At 69.5% G+C, this 21083-nt stretch carries 17 protein-coding genes; 12 read left to right on the top strand and 5 right to left on the bottom strand.

What is annotated here, in order from left to right:
- The 11 genes from BLV92_RS07120 to BLV92_RS07170 all read left to right on the top strand — a co-directional run bounded on the left by BLV92_RS07120 (window position 1) and on the right by BLV92_RS07170 (window position 12828).
- Window positions 1–993 (top strand): branched-chain amino acid ABC transporter permease, encoded by a 993-nt coding sequence (locus BLV92_RS07120; protein ID WP_090543525.1) that lies wholly within the window; start codon window positions 1–3, stop codon window positions 991–993.
- Window positions 986–1741, top strand: coding sequence for an ABC transporter ATP-binding protein (locus tag BLV92_RS07125; RefSeq protein ID WP_090543527.1), 756 nt, complete (start codon window positions 986–988; stop codon window positions 1739–1741). Before BLV92_RS07120 ends, BLV92_RS07125 begins: the two co-directional genes overlap by 8 nt.
- Window positions 1738–2448 (top strand): ABC transporter ATP-binding protein, encoded by a 711-nt coding sequence (locus BLV92_RS07130; RefSeq protein WP_090543529.1) that lies wholly within the window; start codon window positions 1738–1740, stop codon window positions 2446–2448. Before BLV92_RS07125 ends, BLV92_RS07130 begins: the two co-directional genes overlap by 4 nt.
- Window positions 2449–2451: 3 nt before the next feature.
- Window positions 2452–3720: a 3-isopropylmalate dehydratase large subunit gene (locus tag BLV92_RS07135; RefSeq protein WP_090543531.1), complete on the top strand. Its 1269-nt coding sequence runs from the start codon at window positions 2452–2454 to the stop codon at window positions 3718–3720.
- Entirely contained in the window at window positions 3717–4250 is a 534-nt protein-coding gene (locus tag BLV92_RS07140) for a LeuD/DmdB family oxidoreductase small subunit (RefSeq protein ID WP_090543533.1), read from the top strand. The genes BLV92_RS07135 and BLV92_RS07140 overlap by 4 nt, the downstream gene beginning before the upstream one ends.
- Window positions 4244–5971 carry a hydantoinase B/oxoprolinase family protein gene (locus BLV92_RS07145; protein ID WP_244283756.1) on the top strand — a complete coding sequence of 576 codons (1728 nt, stop codon included), beginning with the start codon at window positions 4244–4246 and terminating at the stop codon, window positions 5969–5971. The genes BLV92_RS07140 and BLV92_RS07145 overlap by 7 nt, the downstream gene beginning before the upstream one ends.
- Window positions 5968–8049, top strand: a complete 2082-nt coding sequence (locus BLV92_RS07150; RefSeq protein ID WP_090543535.1) for a hydantoinase/oxoprolinase family protein — start codon at window positions 5968–5970, stop codon at window positions 8047–8049. The genes BLV92_RS07145 and BLV92_RS07150 overlap by 4 nt, the downstream gene beginning before the upstream one ends.
- Window positions 8046–8678 (top strand): cysteine hydrolase family protein, encoded by a 633-nt coding sequence (locus BLV92_RS07155; RefSeq protein WP_090543537.1) that lies wholly within the window; start codon window positions 8046–8048, stop codon window positions 8676–8678. The genes BLV92_RS07150 and BLV92_RS07155 overlap by 4 nt, the downstream gene beginning before the upstream one ends.
- A 34-nt stretch (window positions 8679–8712) precedes the next feature.
- Window positions 8713–9567: an isocitrate lyase/PEP mutase family protein gene (locus BLV92_RS07160; protein WP_090543539.1), complete on the top strand. Its 855-nt coding sequence runs from the start codon at window positions 8713–8715 to the stop codon at window positions 9565–9567.
- Between the two features lie 70 nt (window positions 9568–9637).
- The gene (locus BLV92_RS07165) at window positions 9638–9973 is read left to right on the top strand and encodes a hypothetical protein (protein WP_243843840.1); all 336 of its coding nucleotides are present in this window, start codon (window positions 9638–9640) and stop codon (window positions 9971–9973) included.
- A 452-nt stretch (window positions 9974–10425) separates the two neighbouring features.
- The gene (locus BLV92_RS07170; RefSeq protein ID WP_090543541.1) at window positions 10426–12828 is read left to right on the top strand and encodes a glucose/quinate/shikimate family membrane-bound PQQ-dependent dehydrogenase; all 2403 of its coding nucleotides are present in this window, start codon (window positions 10426–10428) and stop codon (window positions 12826–12828) included.
- A gap of 156 nt (window positions 12829–12984) precedes the next feature.
- Here the strand turns inward: BLV92_RS07170 and cydB are convergent, their stop codons facing one another.
- Window positions 12985–13983 (bottom strand): cytochrome d ubiquinol oxidase subunit II, encoded by a 999-nt coding sequence (gene cydB, locus BLV92_RS07175; RefSeq protein WP_090543543.1) that lies wholly within the window; start codon window positions 13981–13983, stop codon window positions 12985–12987.
- Between the two features lie 61 nt (window positions 13984–14044).
- The gene (locus BLV92_RS07180; protein WP_090543546.1) at window positions 14045–15436 is read right to left on the bottom strand and encodes a cytochrome ubiquinol oxidase subunit I; all 1392 of its coding nucleotides are present in this window, start codon (window positions 15434–15436) and stop codon (window positions 14045–14047) included.
- 275 nt (window positions 15437–15711) lie between these two features.
- Here BLV92_RS07180 and BLV92_RS07185 point away from each other — a divergent pair, with 275 nt between their 5' ends.
- The gene (locus tag BLV92_RS07185; RefSeq protein WP_090543548.1) at window positions 15712–16971 is read left to right on the top strand and encodes a phosphatidylserine decarboxylase family protein; all 1260 of its coding nucleotides are present in this window, start codon (window positions 15712–15714) and stop codon (window positions 16969–16971) included.
- A 212-nt stretch (window positions 16972–17183) separates the two neighbouring features.
- On the opposite strand, the gene BLV92_RS07190 is transcribed toward BLV92_RS07185, so the two are convergent.
- Genes BLV92_RS07190 through BLV92_RS07200 form a run of 3 tightly spaced genes read right to left on the bottom strand, consistent with a single transcriptional unit; the run spans window position 17184 to window position 21080 of the window.
- Window positions 17184–17825 (bottom strand): DUF2894 domain-containing protein, encoded by a 642-nt coding sequence (locus BLV92_RS07190; RefSeq protein ID WP_090543551.1) that lies wholly within the window; start codon window positions 17823–17825, stop codon window positions 17184–17186.
- Window positions 17818–18465: an OmpA family protein gene (locus BLV92_RS07195; RefSeq protein ID WP_090543553.1), complete on the bottom strand. Its 648-nt coding sequence runs from the start codon at window positions 18463–18465 to the stop codon at window positions 17818–17820. Before BLV92_RS07195 ends, BLV92_RS07190 begins: the two co-directional genes overlap by 8 nt.
- 5 nt (window positions 18466–18470) lie before the next feature.
- Window positions 18471–21080, bottom strand: coding sequence for a DUF802 domain-containing protein (locus BLV92_RS07200; protein WP_090543555.1), 2610 nt, complete (start codon window positions 21078–21080; stop codon window positions 18471–18473).
- Window positions 21081–21083: the final 3 nt, after the last annotated feature.

Here is a 21083-nt window from a genome sequence, read left to right on the forward strand (position 1 = left end):
ATGCGCGACGTTCGTTCCATCCTGATCTTCGGCGTGCTGGTCGCCGGCGCCGCGACGGCGCTGCACTCCGGCGTGCTGCTCAACTTCCTGATGATGGCGCTGTACGCGGTGCTGCTGTCGCAGGCCTGGAACATTCTCGGCGGCTACGGCGGCCAACTGTCGTTCGGCCACGCGCTGTTCTTCGGCGTCGGCGCGTACACCCAGGCGATCGCGCAACTGAGCTGGGGCTGGAACCCCTGGCTCGCGCTGCCGGTCGCGATCGCGTTCGGTCTCGTGGCCGGCGTGGTGGTCGGCCTGCTCGCGTTTCGCGGCGGGCTGCGCGGTTCGTATTTCGCGCTGGTCACGCTCGCGTTCGCGGAGGTCGCGCGGATCGTCGCCGTGTCGGTGCCGTTCACCGGCGGCGGCGTCGGCCTGATGGTGCCGCTGCACGCGAGTATCGCGAACCTCCAGTTCGGTTCGCGGCGCGGCTACATCTATCTGCTGCTCGTGGCGGTCTGCTGCGCGCTCGCGCTGACCGCATGGCTGCGCCACTCGCGCTTCGGCGCATATCTGCAGGCGGTGCGCGACAACGAGAATGCGGCGCGCGCGGTCGGCGTCGATCCGGTGCGCGTGAAGCTCGGTGCGATCGCCTGGTCGGCCGCGTTCATGAGCGTGGCCGGCGCGTGTTACGTGCAGATGTTCCAGTACATCGACGCGGGCATCGCGTTCGGCCCGTCGATCTCGGTGCAGGCGCTGGTCGGCGTGATCGTCGGCGGGGTCGGCACGCTGTGGGGGCCGGTGCTCGGCGCGGCGCTGCTGTATGCGCTCGGCGAGGTCACGCGCAACCTGTTCGGCGAACTGCCGGGCCTCAGCATGGTGATCTACGGCGCGGTGCTGGTCGTGATCGTGATGTTCATGCCGCGCGGGCTGTCCGGCGCGGGCGTGTCGGCGCGGCGGCTGTGGTCGCGCCCGGCCGCGAACGCGGAACAGCGCAAGGAGCAGGCCCGTGTCTGACGTACTGTTGCAGGCCCGCGGCCTGTCCATCACCTTCGGCGGTTTGCGCGCCGTGCAGGACGTGTCGCTCGACGTGCCGCCGAACCGCCTCACCGCGCTCGTCGGCCCGAACGGCGCGGGCAAGACCACGCTGTTCGCGCTGCTGTCCGGCTTCCTGAAGCCGGGCGCGGGCAGCGTGCAGTTCATGGGACGCGACATCACCGGCTTGCCGCCGCATCAGTCGGCGCGGCTCGGCCTCACGCGCACGTTCCAGATCGTGCAGCCGTTCGGCGCGCAGACGGTGCGCGAGAACATCGCGGTCGGCGCGCATCTGCATCTGCGCGACCGGCGCGCGGCGCTTGCCGCCGCCGACGAGGTGGCCGAGCGCGTGAACCTGAAGGACAACCTCGACAAGCCGGCCGCCGACCTGACCGTCGCGGGCCGCAAGCGCCTCGAACTCGCGCGCGCGCTCGCGACCCGGCCGCGCCTGCTGCTGCTCGACGAAGTGCTCGCGGGGCTGAACCCGAGCGAGATCGACGAGATGATCCCGGTGATCCGCGGACTCGCGGACAGCGGCGTCACGGTGCTGATGATCGAGCACGTGATGCGCGCGGTGATGAGCCTCGCGGAGCACGTATGGGTGCTCGCGCAGGGCCGGCTGATCGCGGGCGGCACGCCGCGCGAGGTCACCTCGAACCCGGCGGTGATCGAGGCGTATCTCGGCCACGGCACCGCCGAACGGCTCGCGCGCGAAGGAGAACAACCGTGAGCGCACTGCTCGAAATCGAAGGGCTGCACTCGGGTTACGGCCGCACCGAAGTGCTGCGCGGCGTGGACATGCGCGTGGACGACGGCGAGATCGTCGTGCTGCTCGGCAGCAACGGCGTCGGCAAGACCACGCTGAACAACACGATCTGCGGGATCAACCGCGCGTGGCAGGGCAGCGTGCGGTTCGACGGGCAGGTGCTGACCGGCCGCCACTACCGCGACGTCGTGTCGGCCGGGCTGATCCAGGTGCCGGAAGGGCGGCGCATCTTCCCGAACCTGAGCGTGCGCGAGAACCTCGAACTCGGCGCGTTCCGGCGCGGCAAGCGCAATCGCGCGACGAACCTCGCGCGGGTGCTCGACATGTTCCCGCGCCTGCACGAACGCAGCGGCCAGGCGGCCGGCACGATGTCCGGCGGCGAGCAGCAGATGCTCGCGATCGGCCGCGGGCTGATGGCCGAGCCGCGCCTGCTGATCCTGGACGAGCCGTCGCTCGGCCTGTCGCCGCTGATGGTCGAGGAGATGTTCGCGCTGATCCAGCGGCTGCGCAGCGAAGGGCTCGCGATCCTGCTGGTCGAGCAGAACGTGCGCCAGTCGCTCGAAACGGGACAGCGCGGCTACGTGCTCGAAAACGGCGCGATCCGTCATTCGGGCACCTGCGCGGAATTGATGGCGAGCGACGCGCTGCGTCGCGCCTATCTGGGGATGTAGTCGATGGCAGTAGCACAAACGCTTGCGCAAAAACTGATTGCGGCGGCCTGCGGAAAACCGGCCGTCGAGGTGGGGGAGATCGTCACCTGCAACGTCGATCTCGCGATGTTTCATGATTCGAGCGGCCCGCGCCGCCTGAAGCCGATGCTGGAGGCGCTCGGCGCGCCGCTGTGGGACAAGTCGAAGATCGTGCTCGTGATGGACCATTACGTGCCGGAAGCCGACGACGAATCGCGCCGCATCGTGCGGATCGCGCGCGACTGGGCGAGCGCGCAGCAGTTGCCGAACGTGTACGACAGCGTCGGCATCTGCCACGTCGTGCTGCCCGAGCGCGGGCATCTGCGGCCCGGCATGCTGTGCGTCGGCGGCGATTCGCATTCGCCGACCGGCGGCGCGTTCGGCGCGTACATGTTCGGCGTCGGCAGCACCGAGATGCTCGGCGTCGTCGTGTCCGGGCAGATCTGGGTGAAGGTGCCGCAGACGCTGCGGATGGTCTGGCATGGGCGGCTCGCGCGCGGCGTGACCGCGAAGGACATGATGCTGCACATGATCGGCCGGTTCGGCATGAACGGCGGCCGCTACCAGGCGGTGGAATTCTGCGGCGACGCGGTGACCGCGCTGTCGATGCAGGAGCGCATGACGCTGTCGAACATGAGCGCGGAACTCGGCGCGCAGGCCGGCCTGATCGCGCCGGACGACACGACCGTCGCGTATCTGCGCGGCGTCGGCGTGAGCGCCGACATCGACGTGGGCCGCTGGCAGGGCGATCCCGGCGCACGGGCGGAAACGCACGAGTTCGACGCGGCGACGCTCGCGCCGCAAGTGGCCGCGCCGCACAGCCCCGCGAACACGCGCGACGTCGCGCAGTTCGACGGCGTGCGGGTGCAGGTCGCGTACATCGGCGCCTGCACCGGCGCGAAGCTCGACGACCTGCGCGCGGCCGCGAGCGTGCTGCGCGGCCGGCGCGTCGCGGACGGCGTGCAGCTGGTGGTCGCGCCGGCGAGCCTGCGCGACGCGGAACAGGCCGAACGCGAAGGCGTGATGGCTGCGCTGCGCGACGCGGGTGCGCAGATGCTCGCGACCAGTTGCGGCGCGTGCGCCGGTTATGGCGGTTCGATTCCCGAGGGCAGCACGGTGATTTCCAGCACCGCACGCAATTTCAAAGGCCGGATGGGCGCGGCGTCCGCCGACGTGTATCTCGGCTCGCCGTACACGGTCGCCGCGTCCGCGTTGACCGGGCGCATCGCCGACGCGCGCGAGGTGCTCGCATGAGCGGCCGTCTCGACATTCGACAGGCGGGCGACACGCACCGCGTCTGGCGCGTCGGCGCCGACATCGACACCGACGCGCTCGCGCCCGGCGCGTACATGAAGTTCGGCATCGACGAGATCGCGCGGCATTGCCTCGAAGGCACGCGCGCGGACTTCGCAGCCGGCGTCGCGCGCGGCGACGTGCTGGTCGCCGGGCCGAACTTCGGCATCGGCTCGTCGCGCGAACAGGCCGCCGCCGCGCTCGTGCATCTCGGCGTGCGCGCGGTCGTCGCGCCGGCCTTCAGCGGGCTGTACTTCCGCAACGCGTTCAACGTCGGCCTGCTGCTGCTGACCTGCGCGGAAGCGGAAAGCATCGGCGAAGGCGAGCGCATCGCGATCGACGCGCGCGCCGGCCGCATCCGCCGCGCGGACGGCGTCGAACTCGCGTGCGAGCCGGTGCCGACGTTCCTGCTCGACATGGTCGACGCAGGCGGCCTGCTCAATCTGCTCAGACAGCGTTACCCCAAACCGAACGGAGCCGTTTCATGCTAGATCCCGTCACGCTGGCCGTCCTGAAGGGACGGCTGGAACAGATCGCCGACGAAATGGACGCGACCCTGTACCGCAGCGCGTTCAATCCGATCATCGCGGAAGCCCACGATGCGTGCCACGGCATCTACGATGCGCAGACCGGCGCGACGCTCGTGCAGGGCAAGTCCGGGTTGCCGGTGTTCGTCGGCGCGATGGCGTTCGCGGTGCAGGCCGCGATGCGCGCGGCCGCCACGCGCGGCGGCATGGTCGACGGCGACGTGTGGCTGTTCAACGACCCGTACGAAGGCGGCACGCACGCGAACGACTTCAAGCTGGTGCGGCCGGTGTTTCGCGACGGCAGGCTGTTCTGCTTTCTCGCATCGGCCGCGCACTGGCACGACGTCGGCGGCGCGGTGCCGGGCAACTACAACCCGGCCGCGACCGAATGCTGGCAGGAGGCGGTGCAGATTCCGCCGGTGCGGATCGTGCGGCGCGGCGAACTCGACGCCGACGTGCTCGCGATCCTGAAGGCGAACACGCGGCTGCCGGACAGCCTGTGGGGCGACCTGAACGGCCAGCTCGCGGCGCTCGAACTCGGCGTGCGCCGGCTCGACGACCTGCTCGATTCGTACGGCGACGCGACGGTGCTCGACGCGCTGTCGCTGCTGCGCGAGCGCGCGGTGAAGCTGATGCGCGCGCACGTCGCCGCGCTGCCGGACGGCGACTATCCGTTCTCGGACATCCTCGACAATGACGGCGTGCGCGACGAGCCGCTGACCATCGCGCTGACGATGCGGGTGGCGGGCGACGCGCTGACGCTCGACTTCACCGGCACGTCGCCGGCGTGCGCGGGGCCGGTCAACATCTCGCGCGCGACCGCGATCGCCGCGTGTTACGTCGCGCTGAAGCACCTGTTCCCGGACGTCCCCGCGAACGCGGGCGTGCTCGATGCGGTGTCGTTCGTGCTGCCGGACGGCCTCGTGATCTCGGCGGACCGGCCGCGTCCGGTCGGCGGCTACACCGAGACGATCCTGCGGATGATCGACGTGATCTTCTGCGCGATGGCGCAGGCGGTGCCGGAGCGCGCGATGGCGCAGTCGTACGGCACGATCAACGCGCTGTCGATCGCCGGCCATCGCAGCAGCGGCGCGCGTCAGGGCCAGCGCTGGGTGATGTTCAGCTTCTTCGGTGGCGGCCACGGCGGCCACTCGGACGGCGACGGCCTGAGCCACGGCAACGCGCCGATCTCGACCGCGACGATCCCGCCGCTCGAAATCCTCGAAGCCGCGTATCCGGTGCGCTTCACGCAATGGGCGCTGCGCCCGGACTCGGGCGGCGACGGCGAACATCGCGGCGGCCTCGGCGCGATCTACGAGATCGAGTTGCTGGAGAACGAGGCCGAGGCGTTCATCTTCGGCGAGCGCGGCCGTTCCGCGCCGAAGGGGATCGCGGGCGGCAGCGAGTCGGTGCCGAACGTGTTCCGTTATCAGAACGGCGGCGAATGGCGCACGCCGCCGATGGCGTCGAAGATGCGCGGCATCCAGTTGAAACGCGGCGAACGCGTGCGGCTCGAAACGCCGGGCGGCGGCGGTTACGGCGCGCCGTCCGCGCGCGCCGCGGCCGCGCGCGAGCGCGATCTCGCGATGGGCTACGTGACGGACGATAAAACGAAGGACAAGGACAACGCCGCGAACGACCAGGCGCGGGCGGCGCACGCAGAACAAAAGGAGCAGCACGCATGAAGGCCGTACAAGGTTCGCTCGTCGTCGGCGTCGATGTCGGCGGCACGTTCACCGATCTGTTCGTGCTCGACGAGGCGTCCGGCAGCGCGCGCGTCGTCAAGGTGCCGTCCACGCGCGGCGAGGAGGCGAAAGGGTTCATGAACGGGATCGCGCGCATCGGCGACCCGGACGCTCGACAGCAAACGAGCGGCGGCGCGGGCGCGATCGCGACGATCGTGCACGGCACGACGGTCGGCACGAACGCGCTGCTCGAACGCAAGATGGCGCGCACCGGCATCATCACGACCGAGGGTTTCCGCGACGTGCTCGAAATGCGCCGCCGCGACCGGCCGCGCACGTGGGGGCTGCGCGGCAGCTTCGAGCCGGTCGTGCCGCGCGATCTGCGTGTCGAGGTCAGCGAGCGGGTGCTCGCGGACGGCACGCTGCACACGCCGGTCGATCTCGCGCAGGTCGAGGCGGCCGCGCGCGCGCTGCTCGAACGCGGCTGCGACGCGGTGTGCGTGTTCTTCGTGAACGCGTATGCGAATCCGTCGAACGAGGCGCAGGCGGTCGCCGCGGTGCGCGCGCTGTGGCCGAACGCGAACGTCACCGCCGCGACCGAGGTGCTGCCGGAGATCCGCGAGTTCGAACGCTGCTCGACCGCGACGCTGAACGCATCGTTGCAGCCGGTCGTCGGCAGTTATCTGACGCGGCTCGAAAACGATCTGAAGGCGCACGGCTTCGGCGGCGAACTGCTGGTCGTGCAAAGCAACGGCGGGATCATGTCGAGGCAGACCGCGTGCGACGTGCCGGTGCGGACCGCGCTGTCCGGCCCGGCCGCCGGCGTGATCGCGTGCGCCGCAATCGGGCGCGCGGCGGGTTTCCCGAACCTCGTGACCGGCGACATGGGCGGCACGTCGTTCGACGTGTCGCTGGTCGCGGACGGCGCGGCGTCGCTGTCCGCGCAGACGTCGCTCGACTTCGGGATGGTGGTGCGCGCGCCGATGATCCAGATCGAGACGATCGGCGCGGGCGGCGGCTCGATCGCGTCGGTGGACGCGGGCGGCCTGCTGCAGGTCGGCCCGGAATCGGCAGGCAGCGTGCCGGGGCCGGCCTGTTACGGACGCGGCAACCTGCGGCCGACCGTGACCGACGCGAACGTGCTGCTCGGCCGCATCAGCGCGGACCGGCCGCTCGGCGGCGGCCTGCTCGCGCGGCTCGACATCGACAAGTCGCGCGAGGCGATCGACACGCACGTCGCGCAACCGCTCGGCCTCGACGTGCACGCGGCGGCAGAGGCGATCCTGACCGTCGCGAACGCAAAGATGGCGGGCGCGATCCGGCTCGTGTCGATCGAGCGCGGCCACGATCCGCGCGAGTTCGCGTACATGCCGTTCGGCGGCGGCGGCGCGCTGCACGTGTGCGCGATGATGCGCGAGGTCGGCAGCACGACCGGCATCGTGCCGCGCTTTCCGGGCGTCACGTCGGCGATCGGCTGCGTGATCGCGGACATGCGGCACGACGCGGTGCAGACGATCAACCGCGCGCTCGACGACCTCGACCTCGACGAACTGCGCGAGCGCGTCGCGACGATGGCCGATGCGTGCCAGCAGCGGCTCGACTCGGCGGGCGTCGGGTTCGACGCGGTGCGCGAGCACGTCGAGCTGGACATGCTGTACGTCGGCCAGAGCCATACGGTCAGCGTCGAGGTGCAGCGCGACGGACTCGACCGCGACGCGATCCGCGCCGCCTTCGAGCACGCCTATCGCGCCGCGTTCGGCCGCACGCTCGACGGCATCGCGGTGCGCATCCTGAACCTGCGTTATGCGCGCATCGGCGTGCGGCCGAAGTTCGACCTGTCGGTGCTCGCGCCGACGGCGACGACGATGCCCGAACCGCTCGGCACGCAGCCGGTGTTCCATGCGGGCCGCTGGTGGGACGCGACGCGCTGGGCGCGTCTCGAACTGCCGGTCGATGCGACGGTGGACGGCCCGGCGATCCTCGAACAGGGCGATACGACGATCTGGCTGGAGCCGGGTTTCAGCGGCCGCGTCGATGCGCTCGGCAATCTGCTGATCGCGGCGCGGGAGGGCGCATGAGCGCGGCGACGCCGACCCCGGCGGCCCCGCTCGACGCGCGGCGCACCGCGCTCGTGATCGTCGATCTGCAGCACGACTTCATCGGCGACGGCGGCGCGTACGCGCGCGGCGGCGCGGCGTCCGACGCGGCGCGCCGGTTGCCCGCGCGCGTCGCGCCGGTTGCGCGCGCGTTGCGCGAGCGCGGCGGCTACGTGGTCGCGAGCCAGTTCACGCTATGGCCCGACGCGGAGGGTGAACCGATGATCTCGCCGCATCTGAAGCAGTTGCGGCCGTTCCTCGCGCGCGGCGATTTCGAAGCGGGTTCGGCGGGCCATGCGGTCGTCGCGGAACTGGATGGGCTCGTGAACGTGTCGGTGCTGAAGGTCGCGTACTCGGCGTTCTTCAACACGCAGCTCGACTGGCTGCTGCGGCGCGTCGGCATCGATACGGTCGCGATCTGCGGGATCGTGACGAACGGCGGCGTCGCGAGCACCGCGCGCGACGCGCACATGCGCGACTACCGCGTGCTGGTGCTCGGCGACGGCTGCGCGGCATCCACCGGCGCGGCGCACGACACCGCGCTCGCGGACCTGCGCACGGTCGGCGAAGTGACGACGTGCGACGCGTTCGTCGCGCGGCTGTCGGCGTGACCCTCAACGGACGGATAGCGGCAGGACCTGACGAATGAACAAACTGAAGACGAAACTCGCGGACGGCACGGTGCTCGCGCCGGGCGTATTCGATGCGTTGAGCGCGGTGATCGCGGAACAGGCGGGTTTCGACGCGCTGTATCTGTCCGGCGCGTCGATCGCGTACACGAAGCTCGGCCGCTCGGACGTGGGTCTCACGACGTACACCGAAGTCGAGGACACGCTCGCGCGGATCACCGAACGCGTCGCGCTGCCGGTGATCGTCGATGCCGATACCGGCTTCGGCAATGCGCTGAACGTGAAGCGCACGGTGCGCGGCTTCGAGCGCGCGGGCGCGGCGATGATCCAGCTGGAGGACCAGACGTTTCCGAAGCGGTGCGGCCATCTCGACGGCAAGTCGGTGATCCCGGTCGCGGAGATGTGCGGCAAGCTGCGCGCGGCCGTCGATGCGCGCGCGAATGCCGGCACGCTGATCCTCGCGCGCACCGACGCGGTCGCGGTCGAAGGGCTCGACGCGGCGCTGGAGCGCGCGGAACGGTATCTCGAAGCGGGCGTCGATGCGCTGTTCATCGAGGCGCTGCGCTCGGTCGAGCAGATGGAGGCCGCGTGTGCGCGTTTCGCCTCGCGCGTGCCGCTGCTCGCGAACATGGTCGAAGGCGGCAAGACGCCGGTGCAGCGCGCGGCGCTGCTCGCGCAGATCGGCTTCCGGATCGTGATCTTCCCGGGCGCGGCCGCGCGCGCGGTCTCGCATACGCTGAAGGGTTTTTACGGGAGCCTGCACGAGCACGGCACGACCGCGCCGTGGAGCGACCGGATGCTCGACTTCGACGGACTGAACCAGGTGATTGGCACACCGGATCTTATCGCCGAGTCGAAGCTGTACGAGTAGGCGGTTGCGCCCAGGTTGCCGCGCCGCTGTCACGATAAATTCATGTGGCCGGGGCCGCTGGCTTCACGTCATGCGCCAGTGTCTTGCGGTATCGTGGGGCTTCTTTCCCGCGATCGCCGCGACGCGAGCCACCACGATGCAGCGCACCTACGAATACAAGGGTTTCACCCTCGAAGTGTTCGTCGAGGCCGATTTCAAGGTGCCGAAGTCGGCGCATGCGCCCGCGTCGGTCGGTCATGTCGCGCTCGTGCGGATCTTTCGCGACGGCGTGCAGATTTCGACGTTCTCGCCGCTGCGCTTCGGCGACCTCGCGGGCCGCGCATTCGGATCGGACGTCGAAGCGTTGATGGGCGGCTACTCGGCCGCGCGCAAGGTCATCGACGACCTGTTCACGCGCGACGATTGACCCACGCGGGTCGTGCGCGAGCCCTCCCGGCTCAACGCCCTCCCACTTTGCCCGGCGCATCGCATGCGCCGGGCATGCTCATTCGATCATCCGCGCATCAACGGCCTGCCTGCGGGCATCGGCGCATCGTTGCAGAATGGCGAGGCGGTGTTTGCCGTCCGGCCACGCCGGCTTCGCGTCGCGCGGATTCGTAGTACGGTGACTGCGGCTGCGGAAATAAAAGCCAGCCGGGCGTGAAACGTGCTCCATTTGTGCGGCGGCCGTCTGCGGAAATTGAAAGGATGTGCCATGCGACTGCGGATCGTGCGCGAAAGATTCAGCGCCGCCTGAAGGTCTTGCGCAGGTCTTTCGCGGGTCTTTCGCGGGTCTTTCAAGCGGGGTTCCGCGTCGCGCGGCATGCCGGCCGCCTTGTCCTGTCTGTCAACCGAAACCTGAAACCAGAGGTCATAACCATGGCGACGGATTCTTCGTCAAACAGCGTCGTAAGGTGGATCACCCTTGTCTTCGCGGCGCTTTCGGGCCTGTATCTGCTGCTCGGCGGCATCTGGCTGTCCGCCATCGGCGGCTCCGTGTATTACGTGATCGCGGGCCTCGCGCTGCTCGTCACCGCATTCCTGATTCATCGCCGCAAGGGCGCCGCGCTCGTGCTGTACGCGGTGCTGCTGGTCGGCACCGTCGCCTGGGCGGTGTGGGAAGCGGGATTCGATTTCTGGGCGCTGACGCCGCGCACCGACGTGCTGGTGATCTTCGGCATCTGGCTCGTGCTGCCGTTCGTGTCGCGCACGTTCAACACGTCCGGCCGGGGCAGCGTGCTCGTGCTCGCGGCGGGGATCATCATCAGCGCGCTCGTGCTCGTGTACGCGGCGTTCAACGACCCGCAGCAGATCAACGGCACCGTGACGTCGAGCGCCGCCACGCCGGGCGCTTCGACGCCTGACATCGCGGCCGGCGACTGGCCCGCGTACGGCCGCACCCAGGCCGGCACGCGTTATTCGCCGCTCGCGCAGATCAACGGGCAGAACGTGAAAAATCTGCAGGTCGCGTGGACGTTCCGCACCGGCGACCTGAAAGGGCCGAACGATCCGGTCGAGATCACGAACGAGGTCACGCCGATCAAGGCCGGCGACATGCTGTACCTGTGCTCGCCGCACCAGATCCTGTTCGCGCTCGACGCGGCGAGCGGCGCGCTGAAGTGGAAGTTCGATCCGGGCCTGAAGGCCGACCCGAGCTTCCAGCACGTCACGTGTCGCGGCGTGTCGTATCACGAGACGGCGGCGGCGAAGGCGGCCGGCGCGGGCGCGGCCGCATCGGCGCTGCCGCAGTGCGCGCGCCGCGTGCTGCTGCCGGTGAACGACGGCCACCTGTTCGCGCTCGACGCGCAGACCGGCCAGCGTTGCGCGGACTTCGGCACCCACGGCGACCTCGACTTGCAGCACCTGCAACCGGTGACGACCGCCGGGCAATACGAGCCGACCTCGCCGCCGATCGTGACCGACAGCGTGATCGTCGTCGCGGGTTCGGTGACGGACAACTATTCGACGCGCGAGCCGTCCGGCGTGATCCGCGGCTTCGACGTCGAGACCGGCAAGCTGCTGTGGGCGTTCGACCCGGGCGCGGACGACCCGAACGCGATCCCCTCCGACCAGCACAGCTTCACGCTGAATTCGCCGAACTCGTGGGCGCCGGCCGCATACGACGCGAAGCTCGACATCGTCTATCTGCCGATGGGCGTCAGCACGCCGGACATCTGGGGCGGCAATCGCACGCCGCAGCAGGAGCGTTATGCGAGCGGACTGCTCGCGCTGCACGCGTCGACCGGCAAGCTCGCATGGTTCTATCAGACCGTGCACCACGACCTGTGGGACATGGACCTGCCGTCCCAGCCGACGCTCGCGGACATCACCGACAGCAGCGGCAACGTCGTGCCGGTCGTCTACGCGCCCGCGAAAACCGGCAACATTTTCGTGCTCGACCGGCGCACCGGCCAGCTCGTCGTGCCCGCGCCGGAGACGCCGGTGCCGCAGGGCGCGGCGACGGGCGATCACGTGTCGCCGACGCAGCCGTATTCGCAGTTGACGTTCCGGCCGGCGAAGAACCTGACCGGCGCGGACATGTGGGGCGCGACGATGTACGACCAGCTGATGTGCCGCGTGATGTTCCACCGGCTGCGCTACGAAGGGCCGTTCACGCCGCCGTCTACGCAGGGGACGCTGGTGTTCCCGGGCAACCTCGGGATGTTCGAATGGGGCGGTCTCGCGGTCGATACCGACCGGCAACTTGCGATCGCGAACCCGATCGCGCTGCCGTTCGTGTCGAAGCTGATTCCGCGCGGGCCGGGCAATCCGATCGAGCCGCCGGAAGGCGCGAGCGGCACCGGCACCGAGGTCGGCATCCAGCCGCAGTACGGCGTGCCGTTCGGCGTGACGATCAACCCGTTCCTGTCGCCGCTCGGGCTGCCATGCAAGGAGCCGGCGTGGGGTTACGTCGCCGCGCTCGACCTGAAGACGAACCAGGTCGTGTGGAAGAAGCGGATCGGCACCGTGCGCGACAGCTCGCCGATCCCGCTGCCGTTCCGGATGGGGATGCCGATGTTGGGCGGCCCGATGACGACGGCCGGCCACGTGTTCTTCATCGGCGCGACCGCCGACAACTACCTGCGCGCGTTCAGCACCGACACCGGCGAGCAGTTGTGGCGCGCGCGGCTGCCGGCCGGCGGCCAGGCGACGCCGATGACCTACGAGGCGAACGGCCGGCAGTACGTGGTGATCGCCGCCGGCGGGCATGGGTCGTTCGGCACGAAGCTCGGCGACTACGTGATCGCGTATGCGTTGCCGAATGGGCAGAGCGGGCAATGAGCGGGCAATGAGCGGGCGCGGCGGGCGGTGGGCGGTTCGCTGCGCGCCGGCTGCCTGCGCGGCGGCGACCGGCGCGGGCCGCGCGGCAGCGCGGCGGTCATCCCGCCGACGACGAGCGCCGCCCGCGGCGGCTATCGCAGCCGCCATCACCCCCGTTCAGTGATAGTTCGCGTCGGCCGGCGTCTTGTGGCGGAACACCCAGTAGCCGGCCGCCGTGTACACGAGAATGACCGGCACGATGATCGCCGCGCCGACCAGCGTGAACACCTGCGTGCTGAGCGGCGCGGCCGCGTCCCATAACGTGACCGCGTCCGGGATCGCATACGGCCATACGCTGACCAGCAGCCCGACGTAACCGAGCAGCACGAGCAGCAGCGCGAGCAGGAACGGCGTCGCGTCGTGACGCCGGCGCGTCGCGCGGAACATCAGCACGGCGACCGCCGCGACCGCGAACGGCACCGGCAGCAGCCGGTAGAACATCGGCGCGGAGAACCAGCGCCGCGCGATCTGCGCGTCGGACAGCGGCGTCCACACCGACACCGCGACCATGAACAGCAGCAGCACGATCGTCAGCGGTCCGATGAACTGGTGCAGCCGCAGTTGCAGGTCGCCGTCGGTTTTCATCGCGAGCCAGCACGCGCCGAGCAGCGCGTAGGTGGACATCAGCCCGAGGCCGGTCAACAGGCTGAACGGCGTGAGCCAGAAGAACGGCTCGCCGGCGAAGTTGCCGTTCGCGACCGGTATTCCTTGCAGATACGCGCCGAGCGCGATTCCCTGGAACAGCGCCGCGCCCGCCGAGCCGAGCGTGAACGCGAGGCTCCATGCGTTTTTCGTGCGGTTCGCCTTGCCGCGCACCTCGAACGACACGCCGCGCACGATCAGGCACACGAGCATCAGGATGATCGGCAGATACAGCGCCGGCAGCGCGATCGCATACGCGGCCGGGAACGTCGCGTACAGCGCCGCGCCGCCGAACACGAGCCACGTCTCGTTGCCGTCCCACACCGGCGCGAGCGTGTGCATCATGCGGTCGCGCTCGCGGTCGTCCGGAAAGAACGGGAAGACGATGCCGACGCCGAGGTCGAATCCGTCGAGCGCGACGTAGATGAACAACCCCAGCGCGATGATCGCTGCCCAGATGACCGTCAGATCCATGATGGCTTCTCCGCGAGTGCTGGCGAGTGCCTGCCAGCTGCTGGCAAATGGGGGGCGGCCGTCAATCGGCGGCCGACAGCGGACGGCGTCCCGCGCCGACCGCGTTTTGCGCGCGCGGCTCGGGTTCGTGCGGGGCGTCGTCGATCGGCGGCCCGCTGCGGATCAGCTTGAAGATGTACCACGCGCCGGTGCCGAACACGACGAAATAGACGATCACGAAGATCATCATCGACAGCCCGACGTTCTGCACGGTGACGGGCGACACCGCGTCGGCGGTGCGCATCAGCCCATAGACGACCCACGGCTGGCGGCCGACCTCGGTCGTCACCCAGCCCATCAGCAGCGCGACGTAGCCGGTCGGCCCCATCGCGAGCGCGAAAGACTGGAACAGGCGGTTCTCGAACAGCCGCCCGCCGCGCCGCAGCGCGACGCCGACGATCGCGAGCAGCAGCATCAGGAGGCCGAGCCCGACCATGATCCGGAAGCTCCAGAACACGATCGTCGAGTTCGGCCGGTCGTTCTTCGGGAACGTCTTCAGCCCGCGGATCTCGCCGTCCCACGTATGCGTGAGGATCAGGCTGCCCAGATGCGGGATCTGGATCGCGTCGCGCGTGACTTCCGCGTCCATGTCCGGAATCCCGAACAGGTTCAGCGCGGTGCCGCCGTGCTCGGTTTCCCACAGTCCCTCGATCGCGGCGATTTTCGCCGGCTGGTGTTCGAGCGTGTTCAGCCCGTGCTGGTCGCCCGCGAGAATCTGGACCGGCGCGAGCACCAGCAGCATCCACAGCGCCATCGAGAACATCGTGCGCACCGCCGGATCGCGCCGGCCGCGCAGCAGATGCCACGCGCCGGTCGCGGTGACGAGCAGCGCGACCACGAGGAACGCGGCGATCGTCATGTGCACGAGCCGGTACGGAAACGACGGGTTGAAGACGATCGCGAGCCAGTCCTGCGGCACGATGCGGCCGTTCTCGATCAGATAGCCGCGCGGCGTCTGCATCCAGCTGTTGGACGCGAGAATCCAGAACGTCGAGATCAGCGTGCCGAGCGCGACCAGCAGCGTCGCCGCGAAATGCGCGCGGCGGCCGACCTTGTCCCAGCCGAACAGCATGATGCCGAGGAAACCCGCTTCGAGGAAAAACGCGGTCATCACCTCGTAGGTGAGCAGCGGCCCGGTGATCGACCCGGCGAAGCGCGAGAAGCCCGCCCAGTTCGTGCCGAATTCGTAAGCCATCACGACGCCGGACACGACGCCCATCCCGAACGCCATCGCGAAGATTTTCGACCAGTACACGCACAGGCTGCGGTAATGCGGCTTGCCGGTTTTCAGCCACGCGCCTTCGAGCACGGCGATGAAGCTCGCGAGGCCGATGCTCGTCGCGGGAAAAACGATGTGAAACGCGATCGTGAATGCGAACTGGATTCTCGACAGATCGGCGGCGCTGGCACTCATGGTCTGACCTCCTGCTGTGGACGGCGATAAAAGCGGTTCGCGGCTGGACGGCAACAGCACTTTAACCGACATGGACGACGGATGCTTGAGCGATTGGGGCGCGCACGAAATTTGCCCAGTCATCCGGAATGATCGGCCGGCTGAAAGGCTGTGCGGCGGCGCAGCAAGCGCCAAACCCTGTCGGGCAGGGCGGCGATGGCTTGCGTCACAGACGCGGCATGCAAGCCGGGCGCATCCGATGAACGGCAATCCCATGAAGGGAATGGAGGCAGGCGATGAGCGATCGACAGCAGGCGCCGTTGAAAGAGAAGCGCCGTCTCGGCAACTGGATGCCGGCGCAGGAGCGGACGGCGGCCGCGTTTCGCCGCCGGATCGCGGCCGCGGCGGCGGCGGCCCACGATGCACGGCGCGCGCCGCTCGCGGGCGTCGTCCGGGATCTCGCGGACCTCGTGCACGGCGACGCGGTGTTGCGGATGAACCTGACGCGCGCGATCGACGAAGCCCGCGCGGCCGGTTACGACCTCGGTTATGCGTCGATCGACGAACTGATGCGGATCGTCGATTACCTGATGACGTACGCGCCGCCGTTCAGCGCGAGCGCGCCGGTCGCGACGCCGCTGAACGTCGTGCTCGACTGGCCGATGTGCATGCCGTCCGGCTACGCGGTGTTTCGCGACCCGGCGTTCAATGCGCAGTTGCGGCGCGTGCTCGATTACTGGTGCGGATTCCTGAGCGGCCCGCATTCGCGCGCGCATCTGAACGGACACGCGCCGGACGGCTGGTTCTGCGAAGAAGCGCGCGAGAAGATGGGGCTGGAGGAATTCGTCTGCGATCCGTCGCAGCCGCACTGGGGCTTCGAGTCGTGGAACGCGTTCTTCACGCGCCGGTTCCGGCCGGGCGCGCGGCCCGTTGCCGGGCCGGACGATCACCGGGTCATCGTCAGCGCGTGCGAGGCGTCGCCCTACGACGTGCGCGAGAACGTGAAGCTGCACGACCGCTTCTGGATCAAGTCGCAGCCTTATTCGCTGCGCGAGATCCTGACCGCGAGCCAGCAGGACCTGGCGGAGCGTTTCGTCGGCGGCTCGATCTTCCAGGGGTATCTGAGCGCGTTCAACTATCACCGCTGGCATGCGCCGGTCGCGGGGCGCATCCGCGCGGCCTATAACGTCGACGGCACCTGTTACTCGGACGTCGAGGCCGAAGGCGTCGATCCGCGCGGGCTGAACGATTCGCAGGGTTATATGACGGCCGTCGCCGCGCGGGCGGTCGTCGTGATCGACTGCGACGATCCGGGCATCGGCGAGGTCGCGTGCGTGTTCGTCGGGATGGCCGAGGTGTCGTCGTGCACGATCGTCGCGCTGCCGGGGCAGCGCGTCGCGAAGGGCGACGAACTCGGCTGTTTCCAGTACGGCGGCAGCACCTATTGCCTGATTTTCCGGCCGGGCGTGATCGAGCGGTTCGTGCCGCAGCCGCCGTATCGCGACGACGTGCCGCCGCTGCGGGTCAACTCGCATCTGGCTACGGCGCGGGGATAACCGCTGGAGGGGAGCGGGGCGTTCGCTGTTCGCCGTTCTTTTTCTCGCGCGGCTGGCGCGGACCCTGCGCCGCGCATGATGATGCGGGAACGCGTGCGCCGCTTGCGTGCGCGTCAGCGTGACCGACACAGGGCGACGCGGAGAGCTTCGCGCCGCAGCGTTGTTATCGCGAGCCGCCGATTCCGCGACGGGGTGTCAACGTCGTGCCCGCGTCAGCGCGACCTGCTTTTCGCGCTCTTTTTCGCGGCCACGGGCCTGCGCGTTTCCTTCTGCGCGACCGGCGCATCACCGCCGTTCAACTGCTCCATCCACGACAGCGCGTCGACGTACGACAGGAACTGCTCCAGATAACCGGGCGACAGCTCGCGCATCAGCGACAGCGACCGGTGCACGAGGCTGCTCGAATTCAGCGGCCCCGCGTTCGTCGGCACCTGGTCGCGCGACTGGCGCACCTGCCGTTCGGCGCTCACGCGCGACCAGGTTTTCCTGAAGTAATCGAGCATCTCCAGCTCGGGCCACGCGCCAGCGCGGGGCATCGCGCGAGCGGCGCGCGCCTGGTTCGCGATGTAGTCGTTCAGGTCTGCGAGACCGTTGGCCGTTTCGCGCTGCGTGTCCTTCTCGCCGGCCGCCGCCGTTGCGGACGATGCCCGCTCGACATCGTCCGCATACGCGGCGACCAGCGCATCGAGCCGTGCATCCAGCACGCGCCGCGCGTCGCCGCCGTGACGCGACGCACGCCGCTCCAGCGCGTCGATCAACCCGAAGCGCACCGGATCGAGACGATCCATGCCGCGCTCCCGCCACGCATCGAGCCGTGCGCGCGCGCGGGTCGTCGTCTGGGTTTCGTCAGTCATGGCGCGCGCCGTCGGCGACCGACGACTTCGGCACCGCCGCGATCTCGACGCGCCGGTTGCGCGCGCGGCCCGCGTCGTCCGCGTTCGAACTGACCGGCTGCTCGGACCCGAACGCGGCCGCGAACACCGACGACGCCGGCAGGCCTTCGTCGACGAACGCGCGCGTGACGGTCAGCGCGCGCTCGGCCGACAGTTCCCAGTTGTCCGCGAAGCGCCGGTTGCCCGAGCGGACCTGGCGGTCGTCCGCGAAGCCGCTGACCATCAGGATTTCGTCATGCGTCTTCAGATACGCGGCGAGCGGCCCCGCGAGGCTCTTCAGCAGCTCGCGGCCGGCCGGCTGCAACTGGTCCGAGTTCAGCGCGAACAGCACCGCGCCGTTGATGCCGATGCGTCCGTTCACGAGCGTCACGCGGCCGGCCGCGAGCGGGCCGGCCAGCGCCTGTTCGAGCGTCTTGCGGCGCTGCGTTTCGAGCTGCCGCTGCCGGACCTCGTGGTCGAGCCGCGACGACAGTTCGAGCTGCACGCCGATCACGCTGACGAGGATCAGCACGAACGCGCCGAGCAGCACCGACATCAGGTCGCCGAACGCGGCCCAGATCGGCGTCGTCGATTCGACGCCGCCGTCGATTTCGTCGTTCATGCCGGTCAGTCTCCGAGACTTGCGCGCGAATCGGCGAGCCGTTGCAGATCGTCGATGATCTGCTTCTGCGACAGCACGCTCAGATCGACGACCTCGCGCGCCTGCGCGACGTAATACGCGAGCTGTTCGTCGCTGCGCGCGAGCGATTTGTCGAGCGCGGCCTCGATGCGTTGCAGGTGCTCGACGAGCTTGTCGTTCGATGCGCCGAACCGTTGCACCGCCGCGCCAAACGTTTCGCCGAGGCTCGCGACTTCGACCGCGCTGCCGGTCATCTGCGCGGCGACCTCGTCCAGCCGGCGCGCGCCGTGGTCGACCTGCGCGCCGAAGCGGCCGCCGACGCGTTCGAGCAGATCGGCCGACGTCGACACGAGCGCGTCGATGGCCGTGCGCTGATCGGTGGACGCGTGGTTCACCGCGTCGAGCAGCGTGCCGAGCGTGTCGAGCAGGCGGTTGCGTTCGTCGAGCATCGCGGTGTCGCGCGCCATGCTGTCGGCCAGATTCGCGCGCAGTTCGGCGATCACGTCGGCGGCGGCCTTCGGCGCTTCGGAGGCGGCATCGACGAGGCGGGCGATTTCCGCGATCGTTTCGGCCGCGTGCTGGTGCGTCTGTTCGGTGATCTGCTGGGCGGTTTTTGCAAGCGTGTCGCAGATTTGCTGCTGCTGCGCTGCCGCCTGTTCGCCGGTCTGCTGCCAGTCGTTGCGCAACGTGGTGGCGGTCGCGGCGAGCGAGTCGGTCCACGCCGCAAGCCGTTGCTCGTCGCGCGAGGCCAGTTCCGTCATCAGATCGGCGGCGGCCTTCGGCGCTTCGGAGGCGGCATCGACGAGGCGGGATATCTCCGCGATCGTTTCGGCCGCGTGCTGGTGCGTTTGTTCGGTGATCTGCTGGGCGGTTTTGGCAAGCGTGTCGCAGATTTGCTGCTGTCGTGCTGCCGCCTGCTCGCCGGTCTGCTGCCAGTCGTTGCGCAACGTGGTGGCGATAGCGGCGAGCGAGTCGGTCCATGCGGCGAGCCGCTGCTCGTCGCGCGAGGCGAGTTCCGTCATCAGATCGGCGGCGGCCTTCGGCGCTTCGGATGCGGCATCGACGAGGCGGGCGATTTCCGCGATCGTTTCGGCCGCGTGCAGGTGCGTTTGTTCGGTGATCTGCTGGGCGGTTCTTGCAAGCGTGTCGCAGATTTGCTGCTGCTGCGCCGCCGCCTGCTCGCCGGTCTGCTGCCAGTCGTTGCGCAACATGGTGGCGGTCGCGGCGAGCGAGTCGGTCCATGCGGCGAGCCGCTGCTCGTCGCGCGAGGCGAGTTCGGCTTGCAGGTTCGCGTGCGACTGATCGATCGTCTGAAGCAGCGACGCCGCGTGCCGCTCGAACGTCGCGGCCGCCGCTTCGAGCGCGCGCCGATGGTCGTCCGCGAGTTTTTCACCGGACTGCTGCTGCTGCGACAGCGCCTCGCGCCACGCGGTCGATGCGCGATCGACGGCCGTTTCCGCGCGCGACGACACGCGGTCCACGAGGTCCGTCGAACGCTGGTCGAACGTCGCCGCGAACTGGTCGAGCGACGCGCGCAGTTGCTGAACCAGCGTCTCGCCCGACTGCCGTTGCTGCGCGAGCGCATCGGTCCACGTGCTCGCGACGGTCTTCGTCGTCGCTTCGAAGCCGCTCGACAATCCGTCCAGATGCCGCTCGACCGACTGCGAAACGGACGCGTGCAGCGCGGCCGTCTCGCGCGCGAGGCCAGCCATCGTCGCCTCGACGACCGGCGCGAGCGCGGCGCCCGCGATGCGCGCGCTGTCGGCGGCGCTGTCCTTCAGCGACTGCCCGACCGACGACGCAAGGCGCGCATACGCGGTCTGCGCATGATCGAGAAACGCCTGCTGGCTCGCGATCTGCCGTTCGTTCGACGCGGCGCCTTGCTGCTCCAGCGTCGCGATCATCGTTTGCAGGCGATCGACCAGCGCGGGCATCGCGTCGGCCTGCCGCTGCATCAGCCGGAACGTTTCGTCGCGCTGATGCGCGTGCGAGAAGACGCGCAGCGTGGTCGCGATCTTTGCGTCGAGCCGTTGCGTGACTTCGGCGCGCTCGCGCCGGTACAGCGCGGACAGCAGCCCGAGCATCGCGGACGTCGCGACGCCCGCGATCGACGTGCCGAACGCGAAGCCGAGCCCCTTGACCGGCGCGGCGAGCGACGCGCGGATCGCGTCGAGGTCGGCTGCGCTGTCGAGCGCGGTGCCGGTGCCGCGCAGCGTCGCGACCATGCCGAGCAGCGTGCCGAGCATCCCGAGCAGCACCAGCAGACCGACCAGATACGGCGTCAGCGCCGGCCCCGGCAGCGCGGCGCGCGCGCCTTCGATGCGCATCCGCACCGCGCCGCGCAGGCCCGGATGCAGCCGGTCGAGCCAGTCCGCGAGCCCGCCCGGCGGCGTATCGAGGCTCGCGAGCGCGTGGGCGAGCGTCGAGGTGGCCTGGCGGTAGCGATACAGTTCGACCGCGCCCGCGACGTAACACGCGCCGATCAGCAGCGTGACGGCGGATGCGAGCGGATTCGCGACGAGGTAGCCGCCGCCGATCCAGCACACGGCGGCCAATCCCGCGAGGAAAACAGGTATATCGATGCGAAATCTGGACATGTC

This window comes from Paraburkholderia caballeronis (assembly GCF_900104845.1).
GTDB lineage: Bacteria > Pseudomonadota > Gammaproteobacteria > Burkholderiales > Burkholderiaceae > Paraburkholderia > Paraburkholderia caballeronis.

Excerpts from the sequence above, each read along its gene's own strand:
- BLV92_RS07145 (WP_244283756.1), top strand. The coding sequence starts at position 4,244 with ATGCTAGATCCCGTCACGCTGGCCGTCCTGAAGGGACGGCTGGAACAG.
- BLV92_RS07140 (WP_090543533.1), top strand. The coding sequence starts at position 3,717 with ATGAGCGGCCGTCTCGACATTCGACAGGCGGGCGACACGCACCGCGTC.
- BLV92_RS07180 (WP_090543546.1), bottom strand. The coding sequence starts at position 15,436 with ATGAGTGCCAGCGCCGCCGATCTGTCGAGAATCCAGTTCGCATTCACG.
- BLV92_RS07120 (WP_090543525.1), top strand. The coding sequence starts at position 1 with ATGCGCGACGTTCGTTCCATCCTGATCTTCGGCGTGCTGGTCGCCGGC.
- BLV92_RS07170 (WP_090543541.1), top strand. The coding sequence starts at position 10,426 with ATGGCGACGGATTCTTCGTCAAACAGCGTCGTAAGGTGGATCACCCTT.
- BLV92_RS07150 (WP_090543535.1), top strand. The coding sequence starts at position 5,968 with ATGAAGGCCGTACAAGGTTCGCTCGTCGTCGGCGTCGATGTCGGCGGC.
- BLV92_RS07200 (WP_090543555.1), bottom strand. The coding sequence starts at position 21,080 with ATGTCCAGATTTCGCATCGATATACCTGTTTTCCTCGCGGGATTGGCC.
- BLV92_RS07190 (WP_090543551.1), bottom strand. The coding sequence starts at position 17,825 with ATGACTGACGAAACCCAGACGACGACCCGCGCGCGCGCACGGCTCGAT.
- BLV92_RS07165 (WP_243843840.1), top strand. The coding sequence starts at position 9,638 with ATGCGCCAGTGTCTTGCGGTATCGTGGGGCTTCTTTCCCGCGATCGCC.
- BLV92_RS07135 (WP_090543531.1), top strand. The coding sequence starts at position 2,452 with ATGGCAGTAGCACAAACGCTTGCGCAAAAACTGATTGCGGCGGCCTGC.
- BLV92_RS07185 (WP_090543548.1), top strand. The coding sequence starts at position 15,712 with ATGAGCGATCGACAGCAGGCGCCGTTGAAAGAGAAGCGCCGTCTCGGC.
- BLV92_RS07160 (WP_090543539.1), top strand. The coding sequence starts at position 8,713 with ATGAACAAACTGAAGACGAAACTCGCGGACGGCACGGTGCTCGCGCCG.
- cydB (WP_090543543.1), bottom strand. The coding sequence starts at position 13,983 with ATGGATCTGACGGTCATCTGGGCAGCGATCATCGCGCTGGGGTTGTTC.
- BLV92_RS07195 (WP_090543553.1), bottom strand. The coding sequence starts at position 18,465 with ATGAACGACGAAATCGACGGCGGCGTCGAATCGACGACGCCGATCTGG.
- BLV92_RS07155 (WP_090543537.1), top strand. The coding sequence starts at position 8,046 with ATGAGCGCGGCGACGCCGACCCCGGCGGCCCCGCTCGACGCGCGGCGC.